Origin of the sequence: Peribacillus aracenensis (assembly GCF_025175645.1) — a bacterium.
Taxonomy (GTDB): Bacteria; Bacillota; Bacilli; order Bacillales; family DSM-1321; genus Peribacillus; species Peribacillus aracenensis.
Genome location: NZ_JANZMJ010000022.1, coordinates 59971 through 86829, shown reverse-complemented (window position 1 = coordinate 86829; position 26859 = coordinate 59971). Strand labels below are relative to the sequence as shown.

Below are 26859 nucleotides of genomic sequence, written 5' to 3'. Positions count from 1 at the left end.
CCGATGTTGTGATGGAAAGTACCGGAGTCTACTGGAAACCAATATGGAATATACTCGAAGGATCTTTTCACCTTGTTCTTGCCAATGCCAGGCATGTCAAAAATGTTCCAGGGCGTAAAACTGATGTAAAAGATGCCGAATGGCTTGCCAAGCTTCTAAGATGCGGACTTATTGAAAGCAATTTTGTACCACCAGAGGATATTCGTGATTTACGGGATCTTACTCGTTATCGAAAAAAATTGATTCATCATCGCACATCAGAGCAGAATCGCATTCACAAAATTCTTCAAGATGCTAATATCAAGCTAACATCCGTGCTATCAGACATTTTTGGTGTATCGGGACGCCGTATCCTCGAAGCGATTCTAAACGGTGAAAAAATAGAGACCGATGGTCTTCGAAAAATGGTAGATTGGCGAACAAAAGCAAGTATTACTGACATTGCCAGTGCAATTAATGGGCGTATTCGCCGTCATCATCGTGATATGTTGCGTTACCATTGGGAGCATATGAGTTATTTAGAACAAACCATAGAAGAATTGGAAAAACAAATCGATCAACTCCTGTCCCCCTATCGTAAGGAGGTAGAATTATTGGATGGTATACCTGGTGTGAACAAAGCTGCGGCAGCTACTTTTATTGCGGAGATGGGTGTTGATATGTCCGTATTTAAGTCAGCTAAACATCTTGCCTCTTGGGCTGGTGTGAGTCCTGGAAATTACGAAAGTGCTGGTAAAAAAAAACGAGTAAAACCACACAAGGAAATAAAGCTTTAAAAACGATGGCCGTAGAATGTGTATTAGCGACATCACGGCAAAATAATCGAATTGCTTCACATCGAAAAAGGATTACCAAACGGCAAGGAAAAATGAAGGGACGAATTGCTTCTGCCCATTTACTATTAACGATTACTTACAACATCTTAAAAACAGGAGAACCTTATCATGAACTAGGCTCAAATTACCTTGAAGAAAAACAAAATAACAAAGAATTAAAAATGATCGAATACCTAAAAAAGAAAGGTTATACAATCGCTCCATCTGAACAACAAACTGCATAACCAGTTAAAATAACGACATAGTACATTTACGCCCATCAAAAATAAATAAGAATTTGAAGGGTTTATTTTTGTATGGCTTTTTTTCTATTGTGTTTTCATACAAAAAAACAAATCAATTAACATTTGAACGCTCATAAACTAGAATATAACCGCCCTCTAATGGTCTTGTTTTACAGGTATCGATGGCATGTCGGCTATTTTAAAGTGAAGGTTTCCATATACTTTTTTGATGTTCCATCACTGAAATAATATTGGGGTAAACATCCATAAAAATTATTTAAAGAAAATAATGTATATTCTAAAAATTCATATTATAATACTTTATTCTTATGCTATATTATAGGGAGAATTATTTATTATCACGTATAATCTAAGAATTGGAGTGATTTAAATGAAGAAACTTGGTTTATTGAGTATGTTTTTGATTCTAACTATCTTTATCTCGGCTTGTGGAACCAATGAAGAAAAAAGTGCAGGTGAGGAAAAGGAACCTGACAAGGTATATAAAATTGGTGTGGATACGACTTATCCTCCTTTTGAATTTAAAGAGGGGAACGAATATAAAGGTATTGATATAGAATTGATCAATGCAATTGCGAAAGACCAGGATTTTAAAATCAAATTGTCTCCGATGGATTTTGGCGGAATCATTCCGGCTATGCAAGCCAATCAGCTTGATGTGGCCATTGCGGGCATGAGCATTACAGAGGAAAGAAAAAAGGTAGTGGATTTCTCAACACCGTATTTTGACGCAGGATTAACAATAGTTGTTAAAAAAGATAATACAAGCACTAAAACTGTTAAAGACCTTAAAGGAAAAACCATTGCAGTCAAAAAAGGGACAACAGGTGCTAAATATGCACAGGATAATGCTACGGAACTAGGAATTAAAGTAGTTCAATTCAATGATAGTCCAGCGATGTTCCAGGAAGTGGCCAACGGTAATGCGGATGCTCTTATAGAAGATTACCCGGTTATCTCCTATGCCATCGCCCAAAAAGATCTTGGGCTGAAAATCGTAGGTGACCGTTTGAATGGTGACCAATATGGAATTGCTGTATTGAAGGGGCAGAACAAGGATTTATTGAAGAAAATAAATGATGGTCTGGCCAATCTGAAAAAGGACGGCACGTATGATGAAATTATTAAAACGTATCTTGGTGAATAAACGATAGAGTAAATCTCGGTAGGCGCGCTCATGGCGCGCTTTCTTTTTTAAAGGGGTGAAAGAAATGGATATAATTGTTGCGGCACTGCCAATTTTATTAAAAGGACTTCAGGTGACACTTTATATCTTTGTGATTGCCATTATCCTAGGTTTTTTGATTGGTTTACTGGTCGCTTTGCTGCGACTTGCCCCCATCAAGATCTTGAACTGGATTGCAAAGGTTTATGTGGATGCGATACGAGGGACACCGTTCATCGTGCAGTTGTTCTTTATCTATTTTGGTGTGAATTCACTGAATTTGATTTCTTTGGACAGTACAACAGCTGGAATAATTACCGTTGCCATCAATGCAGGGGCATATTTTGCTGAAATAATAAGGGCGGGGATACAATCCATCGATAAAGGACAAACGGAAGCCGCAAGATCGATCGGGTTCACGGGTACTCAAACAATGAGGTATGTCGTGCTGCCGCAAGCCTTTAGAAGGATGCTGCCTACGATTACGAACCAATCGATCATCAGCTTGAAAGACACTTCGCTATTATCCGTCATTGGTATAGCCGATTTAACCCAGCAAGGTCAGATTCAAGCTTCGGCAACCTTTGAAGCATTCAAGATTTGGCTGGCCGTTGGTGTGATTTACTTTATCATCATCTATTTGTTAACCCTAATTGCTAATTTCATAGAAAGGAGGGTACAAGTTCGATGAGCATTATTACTGTGAAAAACCTGAGAAAATCATTTGGAACTGTCGAGGTTTTAAAAGATATTAATGCAGAAGTGCAGGAAAAGGAAGTAATTTGCGTAATAGGCCCTTCTGGATCTGGAAAGAGTACATTCCTGCGTTGCCTGAATCTCCTTGAGGAAGTTACGGGCGGTGAGGTGGTCATTAACGGACATGATATAACAGATCCTAAAAGGAAAATCAATATAAACAAAGTACGGCAAGAAGTTGGAATGGTTTTTCAGCATTTCAATTTATTTCCCCATAAAACCGTCCTTGAGAACATAACATTGGGCCCTATTAAAATTCGTGCCACCGAGAAAGCTGAAGCAGGAAGGTTGGCGCTTGAGTTATTGGATAAGGTTGGGCTTAAGGAAAAAGCAAATAGCTACCCAGGGGAACTTTCCGGCGGACAAAAACAGCGGGTCGCCATCGCAAGGGCATTGGCGATGAATCCGAAAATCATGCTATTTGATGAACCGACTTCGGCCCTTGACCCTGAAATGGTCGGCGATGTTTTGGAAGTAATGAAACAACTTGCCCAGGAAGGCATGACCATGGTCGTCGTTACGCATGAAATGGGCTTTGCCCGGGAAGTCGGGGACCGGGTCATATTCATGGATGGAGGGTATATCGTGGAAGAAAATGAGCCGAATGAATTATTCGGTAACCCTCAGCACGAAAGAACGAAAGCATTCTTGAGCAAAGTGCTTTAATGGGATGACTGTTAAAGACCATGGTACATCATGAATGAAATTGTGCATGAAGTGTGGGAAAGGAATGCGGGAAATGAGGGCAACCCAAACGCATCAGCCTTTTCCTTATCTTTGTGCATGACTTTTTTGTTTTTTAGAGCAGGAGTCAGTCAGGCATGTTTATTAAATCATCGGGCAAGCATCAAAAAAAAACCTATGCATTCGCCGCATGCATAGGTTTTTTTTTATTTACTTGGCACCGTAACTAATTAAGTTCGTCATGATTCGATATCCGCCTGGTACCTGGCTTTGAATTTGCCTATATAGGACAAGGTTGGTGTAGAGGTAGGTGCCTTTGCCGTATTTAGTCATGAGGATTCCGCCATCAAACGGTTCTTCATTTGGGTCGGCCATGGAAATGAATGTTTCAAACCGTTCATCCCATTTCATTGGGAAATACAATCCTCTTTCTTGGACCCAATTGCTCCAGTCATCACTTGTTATTTTATTTGGATAGTTAAAGAGAGTCGATTCTGGTTTCAAGACGTTTACCTTGGCATTTTCATCGGTTACCCGCCAGCGAATGGAAGGATTCCCGAGGGTAAGGGGATATGGAGCTGTCTTCAGGGCATCCCATCCATCACCCGGTTTATGGTATTGAACGACGAGATGACCGCCGTTTTCCACATATTCAAGTAAGCGTGCGTTATTTGCCTTTAAATCTTCCCTTGATAGATAAGCACGGATGCCTGTAACGATCGTATCATATTGACTTAAATCACCTTCAGCTAAATCGGCTGCAGTTAACTTCGTAATGTTCAGGCCTGCATTGCTCAAATAATCTGCCACTTTATCGAATCCACTTTCAATGTACCCCACTTTTAATGAAGCTGGCTTCAAAAGCTCAAATGCAACGGTGTCGATAGCTGCTGGGTATTGGTAATAGAATGTTCCGATATGGTTATAGGAAATTTCCTGAATGGTCGAATCGAAGGTTTTCCCATTGACAGTAGCAGCTGCCTTAACCTGATATTCACCATTTTGGATTGCCTTCGGCGGTCTGAGAGTGAACTTCACTTGTTTTTCCTCTGACTTTTCATTAAATGATACAGTGGCATTTTTGGGATGAACTCCCCAATTTTCAGGGACTTTTAAAGCGACCTTAGCTGATGTTTTTCCTTCTGTGTAGTTTTTCAAGGTTACGGTCACTGGGACTTCTTCTGTTACATCTGCTGTATTTACGACTATATCTTCAGGAGATAGGGTAAGGCCAACGTCGGGAAGGACAGCGATCGTTCCGTCCAATTCTTCCTTGATGGCCGTTTTTGTGCTGCCGTATTTATAAGAAATGCTTGTTGTAATGGTTGAGTGATCATAGGCATGGTAATAGGCTGCATCTTCTGGGACCTCGACCAGGTAGGTCATTGTCGCTGATTTATTTGGTGCCAGATTGACATCTTTAGCTTTTGTTTTGGTCTTCCAGCCTTTAGGCACGTTCAAAGCAGCAGTGACTTTTTTTAAGGTTTGTTTCCCTTTATTCTTCACGGTAACGGAAACATTCGTTCTTTGGCCTTTCGTAAGGATCTTTGAAGCCGCGTTAGCTTGAACTTCGAGTCCTGAAGAGACATAACTGACGTTTTGCAATTGCTCTTCTTTTAATAAGAGCTTATGAAGCAGGTCGTTCTTAATGGCAGGGCTTAGCTTTGCCTTCTTGACTTGCGCAGTAATTGAACGAACATTGGAGAGAGCATTTTGGGATGTTGAAAAAACACGTTTTTCATTTGGATAAGCCGCAATGACGGCGTCCAAATTCCGTTGCAGGTATTTAAATTCACCTTTCAATTTTGAGGCTTGGCGAGGGAGTTTTTCAGCCCATTCAGTAAAATTGTAAGGTACACCTGCAAAAAGGTCAGACTGTTTTTTTGTATCAACGGCGCTTTGCTTCAAATCCAGATGGATCTGGCGAGGTGCTGCAGGGATATCAGAACCCATGCCTTGGCTTTTATGCAGATAGCGTGATTGTTCTCCAAGCTGAGGGTAAGTCATATTGTAAATTGGGTCAAATTTACCAATTTCAATTGAAGTGGTTGCTTGATCTGCCGAGGAAACGGGTAAATATAACTTTTTCACCTGCCATACCGAGAGACCTTGTTTCAATTGTTGTGGAAACACGGTTGGGTCGGCGGCATCCTTAAAGGCACGTTCACTTAAGATTGTCATTGTTCGGTGATGTCCATGCTGGGTATCATCATTTTGAAAGGATGGCATCAATATATCCGGCTGATACGTCCGAATAAAGCGGATTAGCCTTTCATAGGTGAGTTCCTCACCCCATTTTTCCAATGTTTCCTCTGGTGTTTTAGAGAAACCGAAATCATAAATGGGATCTGAGGTAGTTTCACTTAAATGATAGGCCCTAACCCCGGTAATTTTTGCAGCTTCTATCATTTCCCTTGAACGGATGATCCCAAGAGCATTGTCCAGTTCATCCCCAATTTCATTTTGTCCTCCTTCACCACGGTTTGCAATCAGGCTGGATGTCTTAACCCCTAACCCTCTCGATAGATAAGCGAGAAAATCACTGCGTTCATCATCCGGATGTGCACCGCTGTTCAAGAATGTCACGGTCGTCTCGAGCGGCTTGACCGCATTCCATAACTCGACGTTGGCTTCCTCAGGATTTGCAGCTCTACCTCCAAGCGGCAATAAGGCAAGGACCAACAAAAGGGAAAGCAACGATAACAGAGCTTTTTTCATTATTCTTTTAACCCCCTTCAATTTTATAAAACACCTAAAAAAATGTAGGTTAGTAATATTTTCTAACTAACCCAGACGAAAAAAACTTATCTAATAAATAACATCGATGGTTATAAATGTAAATGATGCGAAGTAACTATTAAAGATTAAACATTCTAAAAGTTCAGAAAAAACTTGTGTGCTGGATTTTTTTAAGTTATATTTTTACTTAATTAGGAAGATTTACTAACTAAATAATGTAAGGCCGTGATGTGATGAGTTTTAAAAGACCAACCAGTCATCAGAAATATGTCAATAAAAAAAGAATCATTCAATGCATCCAGGAATGTTCGCCCATTTCAAGAGCTGAAATCGCCGTTAAGCTTCAGCTAAGTAAACCAACTGTTTCTCTGGCTGTGGATGAACTTATACAGGAGAAATGGGTATTCGAGAAAGGAATAGGAGAATCCTCCTCTCAAGGAGGGAGAAGGCCTATCCAGCTCTTTTTTAATGATAAGGCTGCCTATATCATTGGGGTCGATATAGGCGGGACGAAAGTGAAAATCATTTTAAGTGATTTAAGCGGCAACATCCTTGCCGACACTAGTTTTTCAACTAACACCTATTTACAATCAGGGCTTCTTAAACAAATGGCGATTGAAACGGAACGGTTAATTGCAAAGAATCAGATTACGAAAGGTAGGGTATTGGGGATGGGAGTCGGGATCCCTGGTATAACGCAAACGGCAAGCGGATTGGTAATAGAGGCACCAAGTTTAGGCTGGGTACAATATCCCTTCATAGCCGAAGCGAAACGGTATTTTGATTTCCCCATATTTCTAGACAATGATGTAAACGCGGCTGCGCTAGGTGAACAATGGCTGGGCAATGCCCAAAATAAGCGGAATTTACTGTTCATTGCGGTTGGTACGGGGATAGGAAGCGGCATCATCTTGAATAACCAGTTATACAGAGGAGCTTCCAGTGCAGCTGGGGAAATGGGATATATGGTAACGGACAAAGAGGATATGAAGCGTGAATTCAAGCCGGTTTTCCATAGATACGGCTATTTGGAAAGTGTCGCAGGAGGAAAGTCGATTGGAAGTCATTATACAAGGGAGGTTCTAAAGGATCCTCAGCATTCTTTATTCGAACGGGCCAAATCTTCCGAACTATCGGGGGAGGATGCCTTTTTGTCAGCAAAAAAAGGAGACGCGACAGCCATTGCCGTCATAAATGAAGCCATTGAGCATTTGGCCTGCGGCATTGTCAATGCGGCCAGTTTACTAAATCCAGAGGTGATTATTTTAGGAGGTGGTGTTTTAAATTCATCTGAATACATTTTACCTAGAATTCGGGAAATCGTTGATCGGTATCTTCCTAGTTTAGTAGAAATGAAAACTTCACAACTGGGAGAAAACGCAGGAGTACTTGGAGCGGTTTCCCTTTTCTTAAGGGAACATGATGGCATTTTGAATTTTCGTGATGAGGGGGAGTATTAATGAAAAATAAGAAAAAGAAGCTTGTTTCAGTAATGGCCTTATCGGCTGCACTATTGATTTCGGGATGTAACGGTGCAGATACGAAAACGAATTCGGAAGCTGGCGGTGCCAAGGGAAAAAAAGGTGAGCTGGAAGATAAGATCGTTGTTTATTCACCGCATGGCAAAGATATTTTATCAAAATTCGAAAAACAGTTCGAAGATGAGTATGGTATTGATGTTGAGTGGCTTGATATGGGGTCTCAGGAAATCCTTGACCGCGTTCGATCAGAGAAAAGCAATCCGCAGGCAGATGTTTGGTGGGGGGCACCTTCCACGAACTTCAATCAAGCAAAGAGTGATGGGCTGCTGGCTGCTTATAAGCCTAGCTATTCCGATAGTCTCGATGAAGGATTCCGCGATCCGGAATGGTATTGGACGGGAACGAGCCAGACGCCGGAAGTCATCATGTATAACAGCAAAGAACTTTCAAAAGACGAGGTGCCGAAAGATTGGGATGAGCTGCTTGATCCAAAGTGGAAAGACGAAATCATCATTCGCTATCCGTTAGCCTCCGGAACGATGAGGACAATTTTTTCTGCGATGATCTATCGTACGTATAAGGATACAAATGATCCAAAAGAAGGGTATGACTGGTTAAAGAAGCTCGACCAAAACACAAAGGAATATTCAGCAAACCCGGAAATGATGTATAACAAGGTGGCCAAAGGAGAGGGCTCACTTTCCGTTTGGGCAATGCCGGATGTTGTCATGCTTAAGGAAAATAAAAATTATCCGTTTGAATTTGTCATTCCAGAAAGCGGAACGCCAGTTTTGACAGAAGGTATCGCCATCGTTGAAGGTGCCAAGCACCCCAAAGCGGCAGAAGCTTTTTATGAGTTTGTGAATTCACCGGAAGCCGCAAAAATTCTAGCAGATGAATTTTACAGAATTCCGACCAGAAATGATGTGAAGGATTTACCTGAATGGATCACGGAAACAGAAATTAAAGCGATGGATATTGATTGGGATGCATTCGAAGAAAAAGGTGACGAGTGGATGAAATATTGGGACGAAAATATTAAAAGTGGAGATAAAGAAATTAAAGAATAAGGAAGTGTCGTTGGGATGGCGTCAATAAAAATAGAGAATGTCCAAAAAGCCTTCGGGAAAACGATAGCTGTCGACCATTTAAATCTGGAAATAAAAGAAGGGGAGTTTTTTACCTTTCTTGGTCCAAGTGGCTGCGGGAAAACGACAACGCTTCGGATGATTGCCGGTTTTTATTATCCGACAAAAGGTGTCGTCCGATTTGGCGACAAAGATATGACGCGTGTACCTCCGGAGAAAAGAAATACTGGCATGGTTTTTCAAAACTATGCCCTCTTTCCCCACATGACTGTTTTTGATAATGTAGCGTTTGGCTTGCGTGTAAGAAAAGTTTCTTCTGCTGACTTAAAGAGGAGAGTGCTGGATGCCCTCCAAAAGGTCAGGCTGGAGAGCTACTCGAATCGGCAAGTGAGCCAGTTAAGCGGAGGGCAGCAGCAGCGGGTGGCCCTTGCGAGAGCACTGGTCATTGAACCGGAAATATTACTGCTGGATGAGCCATTAAGTAATCTGGACGCCAAGCTTCGTGATGAAATGAGAGTGGAAATCTTAAGGCTGCAGCGTGATTATAAGATTACCACCATTTATGTCACACATGATCAGGCCGAGGCATTATCCATGAGTGATCGGATCGCTGTGTTCAATTATGGTGTATGTCACCAGGTCGGGACGCCGGCAGAAATTTATAATCAGCCGGCCAATGACTTTGTGGCGAGTTTTATAGGCGAGATTAATCTATTGCCCGTTCAGGTCGAAAACGTTCAACAAGAGAATATAGTGGTTGCGCTTAAAAATAGTGAACAACCGATTAAATTGAATGTAGAAAATCAAGCAAGGGAAGGAATTTCAATCGTACAGAATGATGCTGATCTTGCTGTTTCGATTCGTCCTGAAGCAATCAGAATTCTGGATGCAGCCGAAGAAGGAACGAATATCTTTAAAGCTAAAATAAATTCTGTCCAATTCTTTGGATCTGTTGTGAATGTCATGGTGGATGTTCAAGATGTGTTACTAAGGGTTGACGTATTCAACACTCAGGATTTTGGATACTTTCATCAAGGAAAGGAAGTGTATGTCCAGCTTCCTGAGAGACAGCTGCGTCTTATCCCTATCATAAGCGGTGATGCCCCATGATTAAAAATCGTGATACGAGATTGACGATTTTGCTCCTTATACCAGTTGTTATGGTGCTCGTAGCGTATGTTCTCTACCCATCGTTGAGGACCTTTATCGAAAGTCTGCAAAAAGACGGAACGATATCCCTTGGAAATTATCAGGACTTCTTCGTGCAGGAATCGAAAACGAACCTAGAGGCGCTATGGAATTCCGTTTATATATCCTTATTGAGTGTATTGGTCAGTGCCTTGATTGGCATTCCGCTCGCATTTATCTTTAACCGTTATGACTTTCCCGGCAGAAGCTTCTTTTCATCGGCAGCGATTTTGCCGATTGTCCTTCCATCATTGGTAGGGGTCATGGCTTTTATGTTTTTATATGGAGAATCGGGATTGATTCCGAATGCCATCAAGGACCTGTTTGGTCTCGATAAAGTTCCATTTAAAATTGGCGGGGTTTCGGGAATCCTTATTGTGCATGCCTATACGATGTATGTCTATTTTTATATGACCGTATCCGCTGCAATCAATAAAATAGATCCATCACTTGAAGAAGCTGCTTATAACTTAGGAGCTAATAAATTCAAGGTTTTTTGGAAGGTGACATTTCCATTATTGACACCTGCCATCGTTGCCGCTGCTTTGCTTGTTTTCATGATATCAATGGCTTCATTCAGTGCCCCGTTTTTATTGGCTGGCGGATACAGGGTGTTAAGCCTGCAAATTTATTTTTCAAAAATAAATGGTGATATGGAAATTGCCGCTACTCAATCCGTCATTCTATCCATCGTTTCGATTTCATTTCTATTATTCATGCGTTGGTATCAGAATAGGAAAGATTATCGCATGGCTTCGAAAGGGATTGGGGCACACAGGAGCGAAGTGAAGAGCCCAGTTATGAAATGGGTGATGGTCGTAACGGGCATCATTGGCGTAATTATTTTGCTATTACCGCACTTTACGATTCTTTTGCTTTCACTTGTGCCGGATGGAACCTGGACATTTCAAACGTATCCAACAGTATTTAATGTGGAAAATTACAGGCTTTTGTTTGAAGATCCTAATATCTTCAAACCGTTACGAAATAGCTTACTGATGGCGGTTATGGCAACGTTGGCAAATCTGGTGTTTGGGGTCATAGCGTCCTATGTGCTTGTCAAACGGAAATTCGTCGGGAAAAGCTTTGTCGATATTCTGGTCATGATTCCTTGGGCGCTGCCTGCAACGGTCATAGGGATGAACTTGATATTCGCATTCAATGAACCTAGCGTTTTTTCTTTCGGTCAAATATTGGTAGGAACATTTTGGATTTTGCCTCTTGCCTATTTCGTCAGACATATTCCACTCGTTGTCCGCTCGACTAACGCCGTTCTGGAGCAGCTTGATGATTCGATTGAAGAAGCGGCCAGAAATTTGGGGGCAAGGTGGTTTTATACCTTCAGAAAGGTCATTTTTCCCATTATTATGCCTGGCGTTTTATCAGGGACATTATTGGCATTTATCGAATCTGTGGGGGAATTCCCGACCTCGGTCCTGTTGTACACGATTTCAAACAGGCCCATATCCATTGAAATCATGAATCAGCTTCGAATGTTCAATATGGGGCAGGCAGCTGCCTATGGGATGATTCAAATCACGCTGATTGTAATCGTTCTCTTTATCTCGAACAAGTTTTTTGGAATCAAAGCGGAAAAAGCTTTATAAATTTGGAGGTTTAAAGATGAGCAGGATTGAAGATTTTATCAAAAATGAAGGTAGTGTCTTTCCCGGAAAAACCTATGCTAGAGAGCTTCTGATGCCTGTTTTTAATGATCAAAGAGATTACTTATTTCATGCAATGTTCGATATTCATCGGGCACATGTCATCATGCTTTCGGAACAAAAGATCATTAAAGAAGAAGAGGCGGAAACCATGCTTGACGGGATTCGGAAAGTGGCCCAAATAGATCTCGAGCAGTTGACCTATCAGCCCCAATTCGAAGACTTATTTTTCATGATGGAGGCAAAGATAGGTGAGGAAATCGGTCATGAACTTGCAGGGAAGATTCATATCGGCCGCAGTCGTAATGATATGGGAGTCGCGATGTACCGGCTTGTTTTGAGAGGCCATATGCTCCAATTGATTGGCTATGCAAACCATTTGAGTGAGGCATTCCTGGTGCAGGCTGAAAAACATACAGAAACCTATATAACTGGTTACACGCATACCCAACCGGCTCAGCCGACTACGATAGGACATTACTTTTTAGCCATTTATGATGTGCTTCAAAGGGATATTGGCCGGTTATGGGCAGCCTATGAAACGGTTAACCAATCGCCTTTGGGCGCTGCAGCGTTAACGACCACCGGTTTTCCGATCAGCAGGAACCGTACTGCCGAACTGCTTGGATTTGATTCGGTGATCGAGAATTCCTATGACTCGATAGGAGGAGCGGATTATTTATTGGAAACCGCAACGGCCATCATGACGTGCATGGTCGATACAGGGAGATGGATTCAAGATTTCTTGCAGCATGTGACAAGGGAGTTTGGTACATTTCATGTGGCCGATCCTTATGTTCAAGTGAGCAGCATCATGCCGCAAAAAAGAAATCCGGTTTCCATTGAACATTCCCGTTCGATTGCCAGCAGTGCATATGGTGATGCACTCGCTGCAATGAATATGATCCACAATACACCATTTGGTGATATCGTCGATACGGAAGATGATTTACAGCCGCATTTATATCGAGCTTTTTCGAATGCAGGACGTGTCATGAAACTCATGTATGCCGTCATATCGACTTTGAAAGTAAATGAAGAACATACAAAGAAAATGGCCGCAAAATCCAGTATAACGGTTACTGAATTAGCGGATACCTTATCAAGAGATTACGAGATATCATTTAGAAAAGCTCATTCCATAGCCAGTCATATTGCAAAACGGTCGATAGGTGAAGGGAAGGAGCTTTATGATTGGGACACACAAGACATCAATAAGATCATCAATGAATTCGTTGCAGTGAATTTAACTGAAGACGAATGGAAAAAGATCATCTCTCCCGAATACTTTGTGGAAATTAGAAGCATTCAAGGCGGGCCCAGCCCGAAAGAGGTTACGAGGATGATCGTAAAAAGAAAACAAAAACTGGAGCAACAGTTGCGCGAATATAAGGGAATCGTTGAAGCGATGAATGAGGGCAGGAAGGCTTTAATGGATTACGGAAGGTACGGGAAAGCAGGAAGTGAGTTTTAACGGGCATGAAATCCACGAGTAAAAGCCCGAACCTCTTAAAAAGAGTATTTTTTGTTGGCTTGGACGCAATACGATGCACTTCACTGCGAAAGCTCATTTTATTAGGGTGACTATTTATTTTGGATTTTTTATTGCAACTGAGATATCCCTAGTAACAATGGATGTATATTATTTCCTTTAGATTTGCTTTTTTTGTAAAATACACAATATAAGGCGGAATGTTAATGTCAAATAGATCTCAGTTCGGTTTTATCCTGGTTTTAATAACCTTCGTAATATCGATTACTTTATGCTTTAACCCTAAATTATTAATACCTAAAGGATATGATTTAGCTATTGATGGTCTGGTAGTATCCAGAACCTTGATGCTTATTTTTTCGTTGTATTTATTAGCTAAAATAGGGGATTTGTTTATAAACAAAAAAGATTAGTAGTTTATTATGGGACTTTGTCTTTTGGCTGCTATTAACTTTCTATAATCACTCTTAAGAAAAAGGACATTATGACTTTGGATGTCGATAATAAGGAAGGCTCAGTCTTTTGACTGAGCCTCCAATGTTTATCTATCCAAAAAAACCGTTTCAAATTTGTTTCATATATCGTTAATGGATTTAGGTTCCAACTGAACCGTGTGCTTTCTTAAAGCAAGACTTACCGAGATCATCACAATGAAATTGACCGCCAATGCGATGATTCCCACATTCAAATCTTTTGCGGCTTGCGGCAAGGTTGGAAACAAGGTTCCTATAGTTGAGGAACTGAGTGTAATGCAGATGACGATGAATAATCCGGTGATGATGCCGGCGATTGCGCCATATTTATTGATGGGATTATTCTTCTTCAGACTAAAGAGCAGGGACGGGAATAGCTGTGTAATGAGACTGTATCCCATAAGAATTAATGCTGACATCGTTTCACCGCCGTTTAAGGTGAAGTAGACGGCTATAAGGGCAATGACTGGAACAAGGAACTTTGCCAATCGTACAACGTGGCGATCGGATACTGCAGGTGCAAATTCCTTATAGACATTTTTCGCGAGCAGTGTAGCGACGCTCATCAAAAGCATGGATCCCGGCACCAAGGCGGTCAACAATCCAGCTCCTCCGATTATGCCTATAAACCATGGATCAAAGGTCTCGATCGAAAGGCGCAGCAATGAGAGGTCTGCCTCTGCCCCAACGAGTCCGGGCACTTTCAATATAGCTGTAAACCCAACGAAAAAGACGAATAACAGCATGAGCGTATATAAAGGGCTGATGATGGCATTTTTTCGAAATACCTTGCCGCTGCGTGCTGAAAAGACAGCGCTGAAAACTTGCGGCCACATATAGAAACCGAATACGAGCAATATTACCGTGGAGATAAACCATGATACGCTAAGTCCCTGGTCAGGGAACTTTAGAAAACCAGGCTTGGCCGCGTCAATCGCTTCAAACATCGGCTGAAATCCGCCAAAGTAATGAATCGGCAAATAAATCCCCAAAAATCCTATTATGGCGACCATCATGATATCTTTAATGACCGCTGTCCAAACGGAACCGTGTATACCGGAGATCATCACATAAATGGTAAGGCTGATCGCCCCCATCCAAACAGCCTCGGACATTGAGATGGCACCATAGGATGCTTCTGAGACAATGATTCCCAATCCTTTCAGCTGCACGACGATTACTGGAATCATCGACACCACACCGACAAGTGCAGCCAAAATTCCTAAACTGGGACTATTATATTTGCTCACAAAGAAATCGGATTGGGACATCAGTTTATTTTCTTTGGCATAATTCCATATTTCCGGAAGGAGCCAATAGGATAATACGTAAGACAAAGTAATGTAAATTAGAACATATAGAGCGGGTGCGCCCTTGCCATATGCCCAGCCGCTGCCGCCAAGGAAGGAGAAGGTCGTATAGATTTCACCGGCCATCAGCAGAAAGACGAAAATCGCCCCAAAACCACGTCCGCCCACCGTCCATTGTTCCAAGTCCATATCTTTTCCTTTTGAAGAGCGTATCCCTAAAAATATCGATAGAAGTAAAAATGCTAAAATGATTAAGAGAGCAATATTCATTCCTGGTCACCTTCCCGATTCCTGGGATCCAGCTTATACATGATGCCCAATATGGCAGAGGTAAGGACCACCCACATAGCCATCCAGAACATATTGAAAGGCATCCCTAATACATATGGTTCTATTTTATTAACAAAAGGTAGAAATCCTAGTATGCCTATAAAAGGAACTAGAGTAAGGATATATATAATCTTCATTAAACAAACCCCTCCGTTTTAAATAAGTGAAACGTCCATCAATGGGGTTTATTCTTCAAGGCCACTGATGGCTGGGTGAAGCAAATCGGGAAGGAAAATTCATGCAAGACGGATTTACCTTCTTTTAAAAAGGTCCGATGATATATAATAGCTTACACTATTTTGATATAAAATTTAATGCAATTAGCTGATATATTTTAGCAAAAACACGCCAATTGCCTATTCTTGATCTGTTTCATGGACGGATAAAGCCTTGAATCGAATCGAATTCAAGGCTTTTTTTCCTTTAGCTATATTTTTTTCGATAGTTATATAGTATCACCAAGAGTATGAACCAGATTGGGGTCAAAAGCAGTGATAGTCGTGTAGCTTCAGCGAATAGCATAACAATAAGGATGAATAGGAATAATCCTAAAATAGCGTAATTGACAAAGGGTGTAAAAGGAGCCTTGAAAGTCGATTGAGCTCTTAGATCAGGCCTTGTTTTCGAATATTTGATATGGGAGATCAAGATGATGCTCCATACCCAAATGAAACAGATGGCACTGATGGTCGTCACCACGGTAAACGCCTGTTCCGGTATCAGCTTGCTCAATAATGCCCCTATTGATACAACGATGGTGGATGTTAATAAGGCATTGCTTGGAACAGCCTGTTTATTTAATTTTTCCAGTTTAGCAGGGGCTTCGCCATTCCTGCTTAACGTATAGAGTATCCGGCTTGTTGAAAATAAACCACTGTTGCATGCAGAAGCAGCGGATGTCAACACGACGAAGTTGATGATTCCTGCAGCGACAGGAATGCCGATTAACGCAAAGACCTCTACAAATGGGCTGCTCGAGGCATTAAGTTGTGTCCATGGGTTGACACAGAGAATGACGAATAGGGCACCAACATAGAAAAGTAAAATCCGGACAGGGATTTTATTGATGGCAGAGGGAATGTTCTTTTTCGGGTTCGCCGTTTCCGCTGCGGAGACCCCGACCAATTCGACACCGACAAATGAGAATACGACCAACTGTAAAGATAATAGGAATCCGGAAATGCCATTGGGGAACATGCCCCCATGATTCCATAGGTTCGTTACGGAAACCGTTCCGGTATTGGTATTGAAACCGATGATCAAAAGAATGACTCCTACGACGATCAAGGTAATGATCGTGATTACTTTAATGATGGCAAACCAAAATTCCAATTCGCCAAATAACTTAACGGTCAATAGGTTCAATCCTAACAGAATGACTAGGCATATTAGAGCCGGAATCCATTGAGGGATATCGAACCAATATTGTATATAGACACCGACAGCTATGATATCGGCCATTGCGGTCATGATCCAACAGAACCAATATGTCCAACCTGTCACGAATCCAGCCCATGGACCGACATATTCGGTTGCAAATTCAGTGAATGATGCATAACCTGCATTGGATAATAGCAATTCGCCCAGCGCCCTCATCACAAAAAACAAGGCAATCCCTATTATCAGATAGGAGAATATAATGGAAGGCCCAGCCAATTGTATGGCTTTTCCGGATCCTAAAAATAAACCGGTGCCAATGGTTCCTCCTATTGCAATCAGTTGTACATGTCGATTTTTTAAATCTCTTTTTAATTCCTGTTTAGCCAATTCTTGCGCCCCCGTTTTTTATAGTCTTGTTAGTGAATGATTTCAACCTGCATGGTCTTGGAGAGAGGGGCGTGATTTTTTGCCCTGCTTGCCTATTCCATTGGTTTTCAAGAGTGTAGTTTTAAGTCCAATCACAAATTGGACAATAAAAAAAGAGATTGGATAATACCAATCTCTTAAAGGGTTCAGAATAACAATTCTATCATTCGTTACTCTTCTGTCCTTTTGCCTGAGATTGTGAATCCTTCGGCGCTGCATCTTGTACAGTCTCTCCAGAAGCTGCTCCTGCTATAGTGTCATCCATAGCATTCATCGCTTGCTTGTATGCGGTTGTGAAGAAATGTCTGTCAGTGTTAATCTTCCACTGTTGGATCATTCATTATGCTTATAAAATAATATTGGAATTCTATCATCTATTTTTCGGTAGGTCAACAAATTTTTTTGAAATGAAACCGGCATTATGTGCAGATTAATGGTGGCCTGTATTAACTTAAGGTTTAAGCAGAAGTGATTGTTTTCTACACTTTTTGAATTATCACTATTATAAAATACTGAACATCATTTTTTTAAAATGATATTTTTAAATTAAAAAGTCGACAAGATATTATTGGTAACTGTTTTTTTCAAAAATACAATTGTACTTTTACAGAATATTTACTATTATAAAATAAGAAAACATAATTGAAGTGTTATGTAATATTGATTACGATAAAGCATTTCTAATTAAAAGAGAGTGTTCGTGGCAAGGATGGAAAAGCATTACCGATATTGCATCTGGGGGAGTTAATCATGTCGAACAAGGAATTAAAGAGAGGGCTGGAATCAAGACATATTCAAATGATAGCTTTAGGCGGAACCATTGGGGTCGGGTTATTTATGGGTTCTGCGAGCACGATCAAATGGACCGGGCCCTCTGTTATGCTTGCTTATGCAATCGCAGGTATTTTTATATTTTTCATCATGCGTTCCATGGGTGAGATGCTATATTTAGAACCGACTACAGGTTCTTTTGCAACCTTTGCAAGCAGTTATATACATCCCTTGGCAGGTTATATGACTGCTTGGAGCAATTGGTTTCAGTGGGTAATTGTCGGAATGTCCGAAATCATCGCGGTTGGGTTGTATATGCAATATTGGTTCCCGGAGTTACCTGCTTGGATACCAGGTGTGGTCGCCATGATCATCTTGGGGGCAGCAAACCTCATTTCCGTTAAATCCTTCGGGGAATTTGAATTTTGGTTTGCACTAATAAAAATCATAACCATCATATTGATGATCATTGCCGGCCTTGGCCTTATCTTCTTTGGAATAGGGAATGGCGGGGATGCAATCGGATTATCGAATCTTTGGGCAAATGGCGGCTTCTTTACGGGAGGCTGGACAGGATTCTTCTTCGCTCTCTCCCTTGTCGTGGCTTCCTATCAAGGCGTTGAGCTTATCGGCATAACAGCCGGGGAAGCGAAAAATCCAACGAAGACCGTAACAAAAGCAATCCAAACAATCATATGGCGCATTTTAATTTTCTACATTGGTGCCATATTCGTCATCGTGACAGTATTCCCTTGGGATCAACTGGATGACTTAGGCAGTCCATTTGTTTCAACCTTTGCCAAAATAGGTATCACTGCTGCGGCAGGCATCATTAATTTCGTTGTAATCACTGCGGCAATGTCTGGATGCAACAGTGGGATTTTCAGTGCAGGACGTATGCTTTATACACTCGCATTGAATGGCCAAGCTCCGAAAGCCTTTGCCAAAGTATCTAAAAATGGAGTGCCGGCATATTGCACGATCGCTGTACTTTTGGGATTGGGCATCGGGGTTATCCTGAATTACCTTGCACCGCCGCAATTATTCCTTTATGTGTACAGTGCGAGTGTATTGCCCGGGATGATTCCATGGTTTGTCTTACTTATCAGTGAGCTTAAATTCAGAAAGGTGAATGCTGCCGAAATGGAGAAACATCCGTTCAAAATGCCGTTGGCCCCTTTCAGTAACTATGCGACAATTGCCTTTTTACTGATGGTACTGGTCGGTATGTGGATCAATCCTAGCACAAGGATTTCCTTGGTTGTCGGTATCGTTTTCCTAGCAATGGTCGCAGCAAGCTATTACATGCTGAAAATGGATAAACGAACACCATTGGATGTTAAATCCGATGATGAGATTTCGGGATAAGGTAACAAAAAGCCCTTCTCTTAATTCGAGAAGGGCTTTTTTGTCTTTTGGGATTAATTGAGGAATTCACGAGTAAATGCGTTGAATTCACGAGTAAATGCGTTGAATTCACGAGTAAAGCTGGAATTCACGAGTAAAACCGTTGAATTCACGAGTAAAACCGTTGAATTCACGAGTAAATACTTGGAATTCACGAGTAAATGCGTGGAATTCACGAATAAAACCGTTGAATTCACGAGTAAATGCGTGGAATTCACGAGTAAAGCGTGGAATTCACGAGTAAAGCCGTTGAATTCACGAGTAAAACCGTTGAATTCACGAGTAAATACTTGGAATTCACGAGTAAATGCGTGGAATTCACGAGTAAAACCGTTGAATTCACGAGTAAAGCCGTTGAATTCACGAGTAGAGCTAATTTGACACCATTACCAGGAAGTGTCAGCAGGGGGAATGTATCTTTCTGCCAGGTTTTTTCATAGGATGTAACATATTTACCCGAGGAAGGGGTTATCTTTTTGGAAAGAACAAAGCTTACCGGGCGTATCGTTACACCTAATGATGCTGAATATGAGCATGCCAGGATAAATAATAACTTGAGTTTTGCTAAATTCCCAAAGGTTATTGTGTTTTGTCAAAATTCCAATGATGTATTGAATTCATTAAAGTGGGCCCGGGAAAATCATGCACCTTTCCGGGTTAGGAGCGGCAGGCACAGTTATGAAAATTTTTCATTAGTGAATGGCGGTCTAGTCATTGATATTAGTGAAATGTACAATATCAAGGTCAATCGTGAAAAAATGATCGCAAAAATTGAAGCCGGAGCTGATTTAGGGCGAGTATATAATACGTTATGGAACTATGGCACGACGATTCCGGCTGGGACCGAAAGCAGTGTTGGTGTTGTAGGTCTAACGCTCGGCGGTGGTATAGGTATGTTAACGAGACGCTTTGGACTTACTTGTGACAATCTACTTGAAATAGAAATAGTAAGGGCGTGTGGAAAGAGGGGAGCCAAACTCATTAAAGCAAATAGGAAAATCAATAGTGATTTATTTTGGGCATGCTGCGGGGGAGGAGGGGGAAACTTTGGCATAGTCACTTCTCTTACTTTCAGGGTACACCCCGTATCAAGGGTATCCATTTTCTCCGTCACATGGGGGTGGGAAGATTTCGAAGCGGTATTTGAAGCCTGGCAGGATTGGGCCCCTCAAGCTGATGAATGCTTAACTTCAGAAATAGAATTCAAGGCAAAGGAAGCAAACGAAATTATTGCTCAAGGTGAATTTGTTGGACCGTCAAATAGATTGAAGCTGCTATTAAAGCCTTTGATAAAAACTGGTTCACCAATAAATGTCATGATAAAGGAAGTCCCATACATTGAAGCCGTAAGGTTCTTTGATTATCCAGCTGGAAACCAGCCGGCGTATCGAAAGAGGTCAGGATCTTTCATTGAAAAAGCTTTTCCACAGCAAGCAATCATGACCATGAAACATTTTTTGGAAAATGCTCCAAATGAAAATGCAGCCATTTGGCACCAATCCCTGGGAGGAGTGGAGGGCCTTAAAGATCCAATGGATACGGCTTTTTATTATCGCGATGCCATCATCGCCCAGGAGTATCAGGCTACATGGGCCAATCCAGAAGAAGAACGGCTAAACATTCGTTGGATCAAGGACCTGAAGCATGCCTTGTCGCCATTTACTATCGGTGACTACGTGAATTGGCCGGATACTCTAATCAAAGATTGGCCAACTGCGTATTATGGAGGAAATTTCGAACGGCTTAGGGAAGTGAAAACGAGGTATGATCCATACAATGCGTTTAAGTTCCCTCAAAGCATACCGCCATTAAAGAAGTGGGTCTAAAAGCCTTTTTGAAAAATCTGCTCAGGGTCATGGTTCAGCAATTCATATAGATAGAGCTCTAATGATATTCATGAAAATGACCACCCCAAGTTCGTGATGGAGTGGTTATTTTCATTAGTTAAGTTCAGCCCTTTCCTGCTTGGAAACCAGGATATTTGGTCATTCCGCCATCAGCATATAAGGTCATTCCCGTTACGTAACTAGATTCTGCGGACGCTAGCCAAGCGGCACAAGCGGCAATTTGTTCCGGTTTTCCGATGTATCCCATCGGAATCAGGTCGATGACTTCTTGTTTAGCTTTTGGGTCATTGAACTTTTCGGCATTGATGGGTGTGTCGATTGCACCAGGTGAAATATTATTAATGCGAATCCCTTTGGGAGCATATTCAAGTGCAAGGGTTTCAGTCATCATCTTTATTCCGCCCTTACTTGCTGCATAATGGACAAAATGAGGCCAAGGTATCCGGTCATGAACGGATGACATGTTAATGATATTGCCCCTGATACCATGATCGAGCATGTAATTGATTGCTTCCCTGCTTGCGAGGAACATCCCGGTTAGGTTGACATCGATGACTTTCTGCCAATCTTCCAGAGTCAATTTTTCGCTGGGCACTTCATTTTCAATACCAGCATTGTTAATCATGATGTCGATCGTACCAAAGGTTTCAGCAGCGAATGAAAGCAATTTCTTCACATCCGCTTCCTTCGAAACGTCACCTTGAATCGCTGCTGCTTTCCCGCCAGCAGCTTCAATTGTTTTGATGATTCCCTTATGGTCGTCATTTTCAGTGTGATAATTTAATACGACATGTGCTTTTTCTTTACCGAACCTTTCGGCCATGGCTTTTCCCAACCCTTTTGCCGCCCCAGTAATGACTACCACTTTTTTCTCTAAATCTTCATACATCATTTATCGCTCCCTGACTATTCTTTTGTAAAGCCAATCATAACTCCGCCAGCAATTACGAGTACACACCCGATGAGGACGAAGGCCATTTGCTTTTTGGATTTTTTCTCTCCTAAAAGAAAGATGCCGCCTAAAGTGGAAATGACGATTCCCATTTGGGAAAATGAGAATGAGATGGCAACGCCCACTTTTGGATTAGCGAGCAGGAGACCGATATTACCGACTGCCCACATCAATCCAGTTAGAATATTACGCCTTGCATACTTGTTAAACGGTTTATGTTTGATGGAAAGGAGCAGGGCAGCCAGGAACATGCCGATTGCTTGCGGCAGGATCGCCGACCATCCGTCAACTTCATTCCATCTGACAACAATGACATATGTAACATAACCCACTGTTGAAATGGCAAGGTGAAAAACCCCTTTTTTCATGCTTCCTGCTTTTTTGTTATCACCATCGCCGTAGCTGGTCAGCAAGACACCTATAATCAAACAGATTATTGCAACAATGCCGATAATGACTGTCATCCTGTCATTCCATTCCCTGAAAATGATAACTGCAAAAAATGTATTTCCTAGAATTTGCAGTCCTGTTGAGATTGGAACGGTTTTCGATACCCCGATTTCCTTGACGCTATTGAATTGAAATAACTGCCCGAATGCCCAGCCTATACCAGAAATGATGCCGACAATCCACACTAAACTGCTCCATTCCGGCGGATTGATGAAAGACATCATGATGGCGAACAGTAATGAACCGATTGTAATGCCAAGTGTTTGATTATAAGAGTTGCCCCCGAGTTTTTCGGAAACAAGCACTAAGCTGCCCCATGTCAATGCAGGGAGTAGTGCAAAGAGAAAACCTTCCACAAAATTTCATCTCCTAAACTAAAAAACAATGATTTAATGAATATATAATAGGCAGTTAGCAAGCTATTGAATGTATTTAGAGTTTTCCCTTTACACGGGAAAGAAAAACATGGTTTTAATTTACCAATTTGTCATTTTATCTTTCAGTGTGGAAACAATGAAATAATAAGTGTTTTATGGTACTTTAAATGTAAAAATAGTTAGGAGAAATAGTATGACGACACTGAATGAATGGTTCGAAAAGGGGATTCCTGCTAAAGAATTTGTAGCTTCGATGAAAGTTCATAAAGAAAACTTACAATCGATTCAGGAGGGTTTTACCATCTCTGCAGAGGACCAAGGTTTTTTTGATGAATTAAAGACGAAAGAACTTAGAGCCATTGTCATTACTGAAGACTGGTGCGGGGACGCGATGATGAATATTCCTATATTGTTGAATATATCTGAAGCGGCAAATATTGAAACTCGCATGGTTTTACGAGATCAAAATCTAGAACTGATGGATCAATACTTAACGAATGGAACAGCGCGTTCGATTCCCATTTTTATATTCATTGATAAGAATGGCGAAGAAAAAGCTGTTTGGGGACCTCGTGCACCAAAGGTACAAGAGTATGTAATGGAGTTGAGGTCTGACCTGCCGGCCAAGGATGATGAGCGTTTCGAGGCAGAGCAAAAGGCAGTTATTAAAAAGATAACTGCAGCTTTTGCTGAAGAAAAGCACCTGTGGGACGAAGTATACAGCAGCATCAAGGAAGCATTGGGGAGCTGCTGACAAGCGGGGATGGCACTGTCCAAAAAAGGGTGGTTAAGCCCATTTTAGATTTTCTTCCATGATGTATGGCTGTTTCAAAACGTATACTGCAACCTGATTGGTTGAATATATAGATACGATTCCTTCTATAAGAATTCACCGTTCTTGAGTCCATGGTTTTGGAACAGCCTTTTCATTTTTTATGATTCTGGAATAATTGTGACACCGATTGTTCGAATAGGAGAGTCTTGTTTAGCACTTTGATTCGTAGCTTTATAGTATTTTACCATTAAATCGTTCAATTCATTTTGGAAGTTAATAAAGCTTTCATCATCAAGCTTTAGTTCTAAAAGGGAAAAGGTTGAGCCATCTTCCGCGCAGTCTCTTTCTTCTAATTTAGTAAGATAGTTTTGATATTGAGTCATAAGGGATAATTGATAATAAGAAAAATAGTTCACCTTTTTCTCATTAGAAGATTTTTTCCATTCTTCCCCGCTAAGTCGCGCTTCTTCTTCATTTAAAACATAGTATTTTTCGGAAACGGACCTCACTTTTTTTTCTTTTACAATGCGAATGACCCCTGAATCCAACAGAACCTGTATATGTCTATATAATGTTGCTTGGGGTACATCTTTAATGATTTTTAACATTTCCAATGGTGTTAAGCCACTTTCCCTGTTTCTCATTAAAGCTTGGGTAATCTTTATTCTTACAGGATGCATTAAAATTTCAGCTTTATTAATCATCTTCTTCTCCTCACATTGGAAATATAATCTTAAATCAATTTAGTTGGTCATGAATAATAAGTTTAACTCATCATAAATTATAATGATTGAATCACTTTCATTTAAATAAAAATGACACAGTTCGAAAAATAATATTACAGAAAGATTTTTTTGAAGTAAATCATAAGCCTTTTCGAATAAGTGTAAAAAATAATGTCTTCATGAAATGAAATTTAATAAATAACACTATATTTTTATTATTATTCATTGTGATAATATTATCATTATAAATAACAATAAAAACTAAAACAATATTTTATTAAAGAAAAAAACAGGTGCAAAATTCCATTTTTCATGTTATCATTATCGATAATGATAATAATATTTCATTTTCAAAGGAGTGGTATATATGGAATTGCATTATGGATGGAACGAATTGAAAGATATTGATTTCATGTCGATTCTGCCGATTGTTTTACCGGTAATTGCTATTGGGATGATTTTAGTGCTTATAGCATTAATTGATTTATACAGAAATCGAAAGACGAGGAAAAATGTTTTATTGTGGACACTCATCATTATTTTTGCAAATACTATCGGTCCAATTCTGTACTTCGTTATTGGTAGAAAGGACAGTGAAAGAATATGAAATTAGAAATTAAAAATGTTACAAAAAAATTTAAAGAAAAAACAGCGGTCAATAATTTTTCAATGGAACTGCAATCAGGGGAATGTGTCGGATTGATAGGGCCAAATGGGGCTGGTAAATCGACATTAATAAAAGTGATTTCAGACATAATAGATCCAAGTATGGGCGAAGTATTGCTTGATGGTAAGAAAATTTCAAAAATGAAAAAGGAGATAGGCTATTTACCACAATACCCTAACTTCTTTCAATGGATGACTGCCAAAGAAACCCTCACTTTCATGGGCCAGCTCTCAGGTATCAAGAGGGAAGAATTATTAAGCGGCATTCCTGAGATATTGTCGAAAGTGGGGCTGAGCGGGGAAGAGAATTCCAAGGTGCGGACTTTTTCAGGCGGAATGAAACAAAGGCTTGGAATTGCACAGGCATTGTTACATAAACCGGCATTGATTGTCATGGATGAACCGGTTTCTGCATTGGATCCAATCGGCCGGAGAGAAGTGTTAAACATCATAAAAGAGATAAAGAAAGATACGACAATTTTAATATCGACGCATATATTAAGCGATGCAGAAGAAATATGTGAGAGGTTTGTCATTATAAAAAGCGGTAAAAAAATTGAGGACACGACAATGTCGGAATTATTAAACAGGAATAGCGGAAATAAAATCAATGTCGACATAACCTCTAAAAGTCAAAAATGGATTGAAAACGTAAAGAGCTTGAACTTTGTCAAAGGTGTAGAGGTAATGGGAAATAAATTGAAGATTGAAGTGGAAAATATTGAATCAAACAAGAATATGTTACTGGCGAATGCTTTGGAGCATAATGTTGATCTTGTAAGGTTCGAAATAGATAACGATACATTGGAAGAGATATTCTTAAAATTGGTGGTGGAAAAATGAATAATTTTGCCGTTTTAGCTAAAAAGGAATTTGTTCAGATGTTACGTGAATATAAAGTGATTTGGCTGCCGCTTGTATTTATATTTTTAGGAATAACTCAACCAGTCGTAAGCTATTATTTACCTTCAATATTAGAGGCACTGGGCGGGGGCCAAGGGATTACCATTGATCCAAGCATGGCTGCCCAAAAAGGCGGCGAAGTTCTTGCTAGTACATTAGGGTCTCAATTCGATCAGTTAGGGGTCATGATCATCATCGTTTCCATGATGGGAGTCGTACAATCCGATAAAGCAAATGGAATGCTGGCTTTCATTCTTACAAGGCCAGTGACGGTGGGATCTTATATAAGCGGGAAAATCATTTCCAATTATCTGTTTGTTGCCTGCAGTGTAGCATTGGGATATTTGGTTTCATATCTGTATGTAGTTTTTTTGTTTACGAGTGTTGATTTTGCGGATTTAGTAGTGGCGTTGCTGTTCTATCTGCTGTGGGTCCTATTTATCGTTTCATTCACGACGATGATCAGTACCATTTTTAATAGTCAGGGTATTATTGCATTAATTTCGATAGTATTTCTCCTCGGCTGTAGAATCATAGTTGGGTTAAGTCCGGTTATAGACAATATGAATCCGGCAAGCATGAGTAAACATGCCATGGAAGTACTGATTTTAGGCACAGTCAATTCACAGGCGATTTGGGGGGCAATAGCAGCACTTGCGTTAACGGCAGTAACGATATTGGTAACGAACATATGGATTTCAAAAAAGAAATTCAATAACGAGTAAGTTG

The 26859-nt window shown here is 40.7% G+C and carries 25 protein-coding genes and 1 riboswitch; of the genes, 17 read left to right on the top strand and 8 right to left on the bottom strand.

Translation table 11 applies throughout. From position 1 onward, the window contains the following. From N0M92_RS19810 to N0M92_RS19790, 5 genes are all read left to right on the top strand, one after another. Positions 1 to 776 (top strand): IS110 family RNA-guided transposase (locus N0M92_RS19810; RefSeq protein WP_260287447.1); only part of this gene is annotated, 776 nt, incomplete at its 5' end. Positions 777 to 781: 5 nt separating this feature from the next. Further along, a complete protein-coding gene (locus N0M92_RS19805) occupies positions 782 to 1060 on the top strand; it encodes a hypothetical protein (RefSeq protein WP_260287446.1) in 279 nt (92 codons plus the stop codon). Positions 1061 to 1451: 391 nt separating this feature from the next. Continuing rightward, on the top strand, positions 1452 to 2228 hold the full coding sequence (locus N0M92_RS19800) for a transporter substrate-binding domain-containing protein (protein ID WP_260287445.1): 777 nt from the start codon (positions 1452 to 1454) through the stop codon (positions 2226 to 2228). Between the two features lie 64 nt (positions 2229 to 2292). Continuing rightward, on the top strand, positions 2293 to 2937 hold the full coding sequence (locus N0M92_RS19795) for an amino acid ABC transporter permease (RefSeq protein WP_076370951.1): 645 nt from the start codon (positions 2293 to 2295) through the stop codon (positions 2935 to 2937). Next, positions 2934 to 3668, top strand: a complete 735-nt coding sequence (locus N0M92_RS19790; protein ID WP_311202579.1) for an amino acid ABC transporter ATP-binding protein — start codon at positions 2934 to 2936, stop codon at positions 3666 to 3668. Before N0M92_RS19795 ends, N0M92_RS19790 begins: the two co-directional genes overlap by 4 nt. 228 nt (positions 3669 to 3896) lie before the next feature. Here the strand turns inward: N0M92_RS19790 and N0M92_RS19785 are convergent, their stop codons facing one another. After that, positions 3897 to 6404 carry an NEW3 domain-containing protein gene (locus tag N0M92_RS19785; RefSeq protein ID WP_260287444.1) on the bottom strand — a complete coding sequence of 836 codons (2508 nt, stop codon included), beginning with the start codon at positions 6402 to 6404 and terminating at the stop codon, positions 3897 to 3899. A gap of 254 nt (positions 6405 to 6658) precedes the next feature. Here N0M92_RS19785 and N0M92_RS19780 point away from each other — a divergent pair, with 254 nt between their 5' ends. Genes N0M92_RS19780 through argH form a run of 5 tightly spaced genes read left to right on the top strand, consistent with a single transcriptional unit; the run spans position 6659 to position 13320 of the window. Beyond that, positions 6659 to 7885 carry an ROK family transcriptional regulator gene (locus tag N0M92_RS19780; protein WP_260287443.1) on the top strand — a complete coding sequence of 409 codons (1227 nt, stop codon included), beginning with the start codon at positions 6659 to 6661 and terminating at the stop codon, positions 7883 to 7885. Continuing rightward, entirely contained in the window at positions 7885 to 8976 is a 1092-nt protein-coding gene (locus N0M92_RS19775) for an extracellular solute-binding protein (protein WP_260287442.1), read from the top strand. The genes N0M92_RS19780 and N0M92_RS19775 overlap by 1 nt, the downstream gene beginning before the upstream one ends. 15 nt (positions 8977 to 8991) lie before the next feature. Next, positions 8992 to 10104: an ABC transporter ATP-binding protein gene (locus N0M92_RS19770; RefSeq protein ID WP_260287441.1), complete on the top strand. Its 1113-nt coding sequence runs from the start codon at positions 8992 to 8994 to the stop codon at positions 10102 to 10104. Beyond that, the gene (locus N0M92_RS19765) at positions 10101 to 11789 is read left to right on the top strand and encodes an ABC transporter permease (protein WP_260287440.1); all 1689 of its coding nucleotides are present in this window, start codon (positions 10101 to 10103) and stop codon (positions 11787 to 11789) included. The genes N0M92_RS19770 and N0M92_RS19765 overlap by 4 nt, the downstream gene beginning before the upstream one ends. Before the next feature lie 16 nt (positions 11790 to 11805). Continuing rightward, entirely contained in the window at positions 11806 to 13320 is a 1515-nt protein-coding gene (gene argH / locus N0M92_RS19760) for an argininosuccinate lyase (RefSeq protein WP_260287439.1), read from the top strand. Between the two features lie 592 nt (positions 13321 to 13912). Here argH and N0M92_RS19755 read toward each other — a convergent pair. The 3 genes from N0M92_RS19755 to N0M92_RS19745 form a co-directional block, all read right to left on the bottom strand. After that, on the bottom strand, positions 13913 to 15391 hold the full coding sequence (locus tag N0M92_RS19755) for a sodium:solute symporter family protein (protein WP_260287438.1): 1479 nt from the start codon (positions 15389 to 15391) through the stop codon (positions 13913 to 13915). After that, the gene (locus tag N0M92_RS19750; RefSeq protein WP_048685209.1) at positions 15388 to 15588 is read right to left on the bottom strand and encodes a DUF3311 domain-containing protein; all 201 of its coding nucleotides are present in this window, start codon (positions 15586 to 15588) and stop codon (positions 15388 to 15390) included. The genes N0M92_RS19755 and N0M92_RS19750 overlap by 4 nt, the downstream gene beginning before the upstream one ends. Positions 15589 to 15874: 286 nt before the next feature. Beyond that, entirely contained in the window at positions 15875 to 17218 is a 1344-nt protein-coding gene (locus tag N0M92_RS19745; RefSeq protein WP_260287437.1) for an amino acid permease, read from the bottom strand. Positions 17219 to 17425: 207 nt separating this feature from the next. After that, a riboswitch (glycine riboswitch) is annotated at positions 17426 to 17504 on the bottom strand. A gap of 503 nt (positions 17505 to 18007) precedes the next feature. On the opposite strand from N0M92_RS19745, the gene N0M92_RS19740 reads away from it, so the two are divergent. Then, positions 18008 to 19396: an amino acid permease gene (locus N0M92_RS19740; protein WP_260287436.1), complete on the top strand. Its 1389-nt coding sequence runs from the start codon at positions 18008 to 18010 to the stop codon at positions 19394 to 19396. Between the two features lie 53 nt (positions 19397 to 19449). Here the strand turns inward: N0M92_RS19740 and N0M92_RS19735 are convergent, their stop codons facing one another. Continuing rightward, on the bottom strand, positions 19450 to 19611 hold the full coding sequence (locus N0M92_RS19735) for a hypothetical protein (protein ID WP_260287435.1): 162 nt from the start codon (positions 19609 to 19611) through the stop codon (positions 19450 to 19452). 51 nt (positions 19612 to 19662) lie between these two features. Between N0M92_RS19735 and N0M92_RS19730 the strand changes: the two genes are divergently transcribed. After that, positions 19663 to 19875: a hypothetical protein gene (locus N0M92_RS19730; RefSeq protein ID WP_260287434.1), complete on the top strand. Its 213-nt coding sequence runs from the start codon at positions 19663 to 19665 to the stop codon at positions 19873 to 19875. A gap of 36 nt (positions 19876 to 19911) precedes the next feature. Further along, complete coding sequence (locus tag N0M92_RS19725; protein ID WP_260287433.1) at positions 19912 to 21261, top strand: FAD-binding oxidoreductase; 1350 nt, start codon at positions 19912 to 19914, stop codon at positions 21259 to 21261. A 124-nt stretch (positions 21262 to 21385) separates the two neighbouring features. Here the strand turns inward: N0M92_RS19725 and N0M92_RS19720 are convergent, their stop codons facing one another. Both N0M92_RS19720 and N0M92_RS19715 read right to left on the bottom strand, forming a co-directional pair. Beyond that, complete coding sequence (locus tag N0M92_RS19720; RefSeq protein ID WP_260287451.1) at positions 21386 to 22171, bottom strand: glucose-1-dehydrogenase; 786 nt, start codon at positions 22169 to 22171, stop codon at positions 21386 to 21388. A gap of 17 nt (positions 22172 to 22188) precedes the next feature. Further along, positions 22189 to 23040: a GRP family sugar transporter gene (locus N0M92_RS19715; protein ID WP_260287432.1), complete on the bottom strand. Its 852-nt coding sequence runs from the start codon at positions 23038 to 23040 to the stop codon at positions 22189 to 22191. Positions 23041 to 23254: 214 nt separating this feature from the next. Here N0M92_RS19715 and N0M92_RS19710 point away from each other — a divergent pair, with 214 nt between their 5' ends. Beyond that, entirely contained in the window at positions 23255 to 23815 is a 561-nt protein-coding gene (locus tag N0M92_RS19710; protein ID WP_260287431.1) for a thioredoxin family protein, read from the top strand. Between the two features lie 179 nt (positions 23816 to 23994). On the opposite strand, the gene N0M92_RS19705 is transcribed toward N0M92_RS19710, so the two are convergent. Further along, a complete protein-coding gene (locus N0M92_RS19705) occupies positions 23995 to 24540 on the bottom strand; it encodes a helix-turn-helix domain-containing protein (protein ID WP_192207813.1) in 546 nt (181 codons plus the stop codon). Between the two features lie 388 nt (positions 24541 to 24928). Here N0M92_RS19705 and N0M92_RS19700 point away from each other — a divergent pair, with 388 nt between their 5' ends. From N0M92_RS19700 to N0M92_RS19690, 3 genes are read left to right on the top strand one after another with little or no spacing between them, the layout of a single operon-like run. Next, a complete protein-coding gene (locus tag N0M92_RS19700) occupies positions 24929 to 25168 on the top strand; it encodes a PLD nuclease N-terminal domain-containing protein (RefSeq protein ID WP_192207814.1) in 240 nt (79 codons plus the stop codon). Beyond that, positions 25165 to 26070 (top strand): ABC transporter ATP-binding protein, encoded by a 906-nt coding sequence (locus N0M92_RS19695; RefSeq protein WP_260287430.1) that lies wholly within the window; start codon positions 25165 to 25167, stop codon positions 26068 to 26070. The genes N0M92_RS19700 and N0M92_RS19695 overlap by 4 nt, the downstream gene beginning before the upstream one ends. Continuing rightward, the gene (locus N0M92_RS19690; RefSeq protein ID WP_260287429.1) at positions 26067 to 26855 is read left to right on the top strand and encodes an ABC transporter permease; all 789 of its coding nucleotides are present in this window, start codon (positions 26067 to 26069) and stop codon (positions 26853 to 26855) included. Before N0M92_RS19695 ends, N0M92_RS19690 begins: the two co-directional genes overlap by 4 nt. The last annotated feature ends 4 nt before the right edge of the window (positions 26856 to 26859 follow it).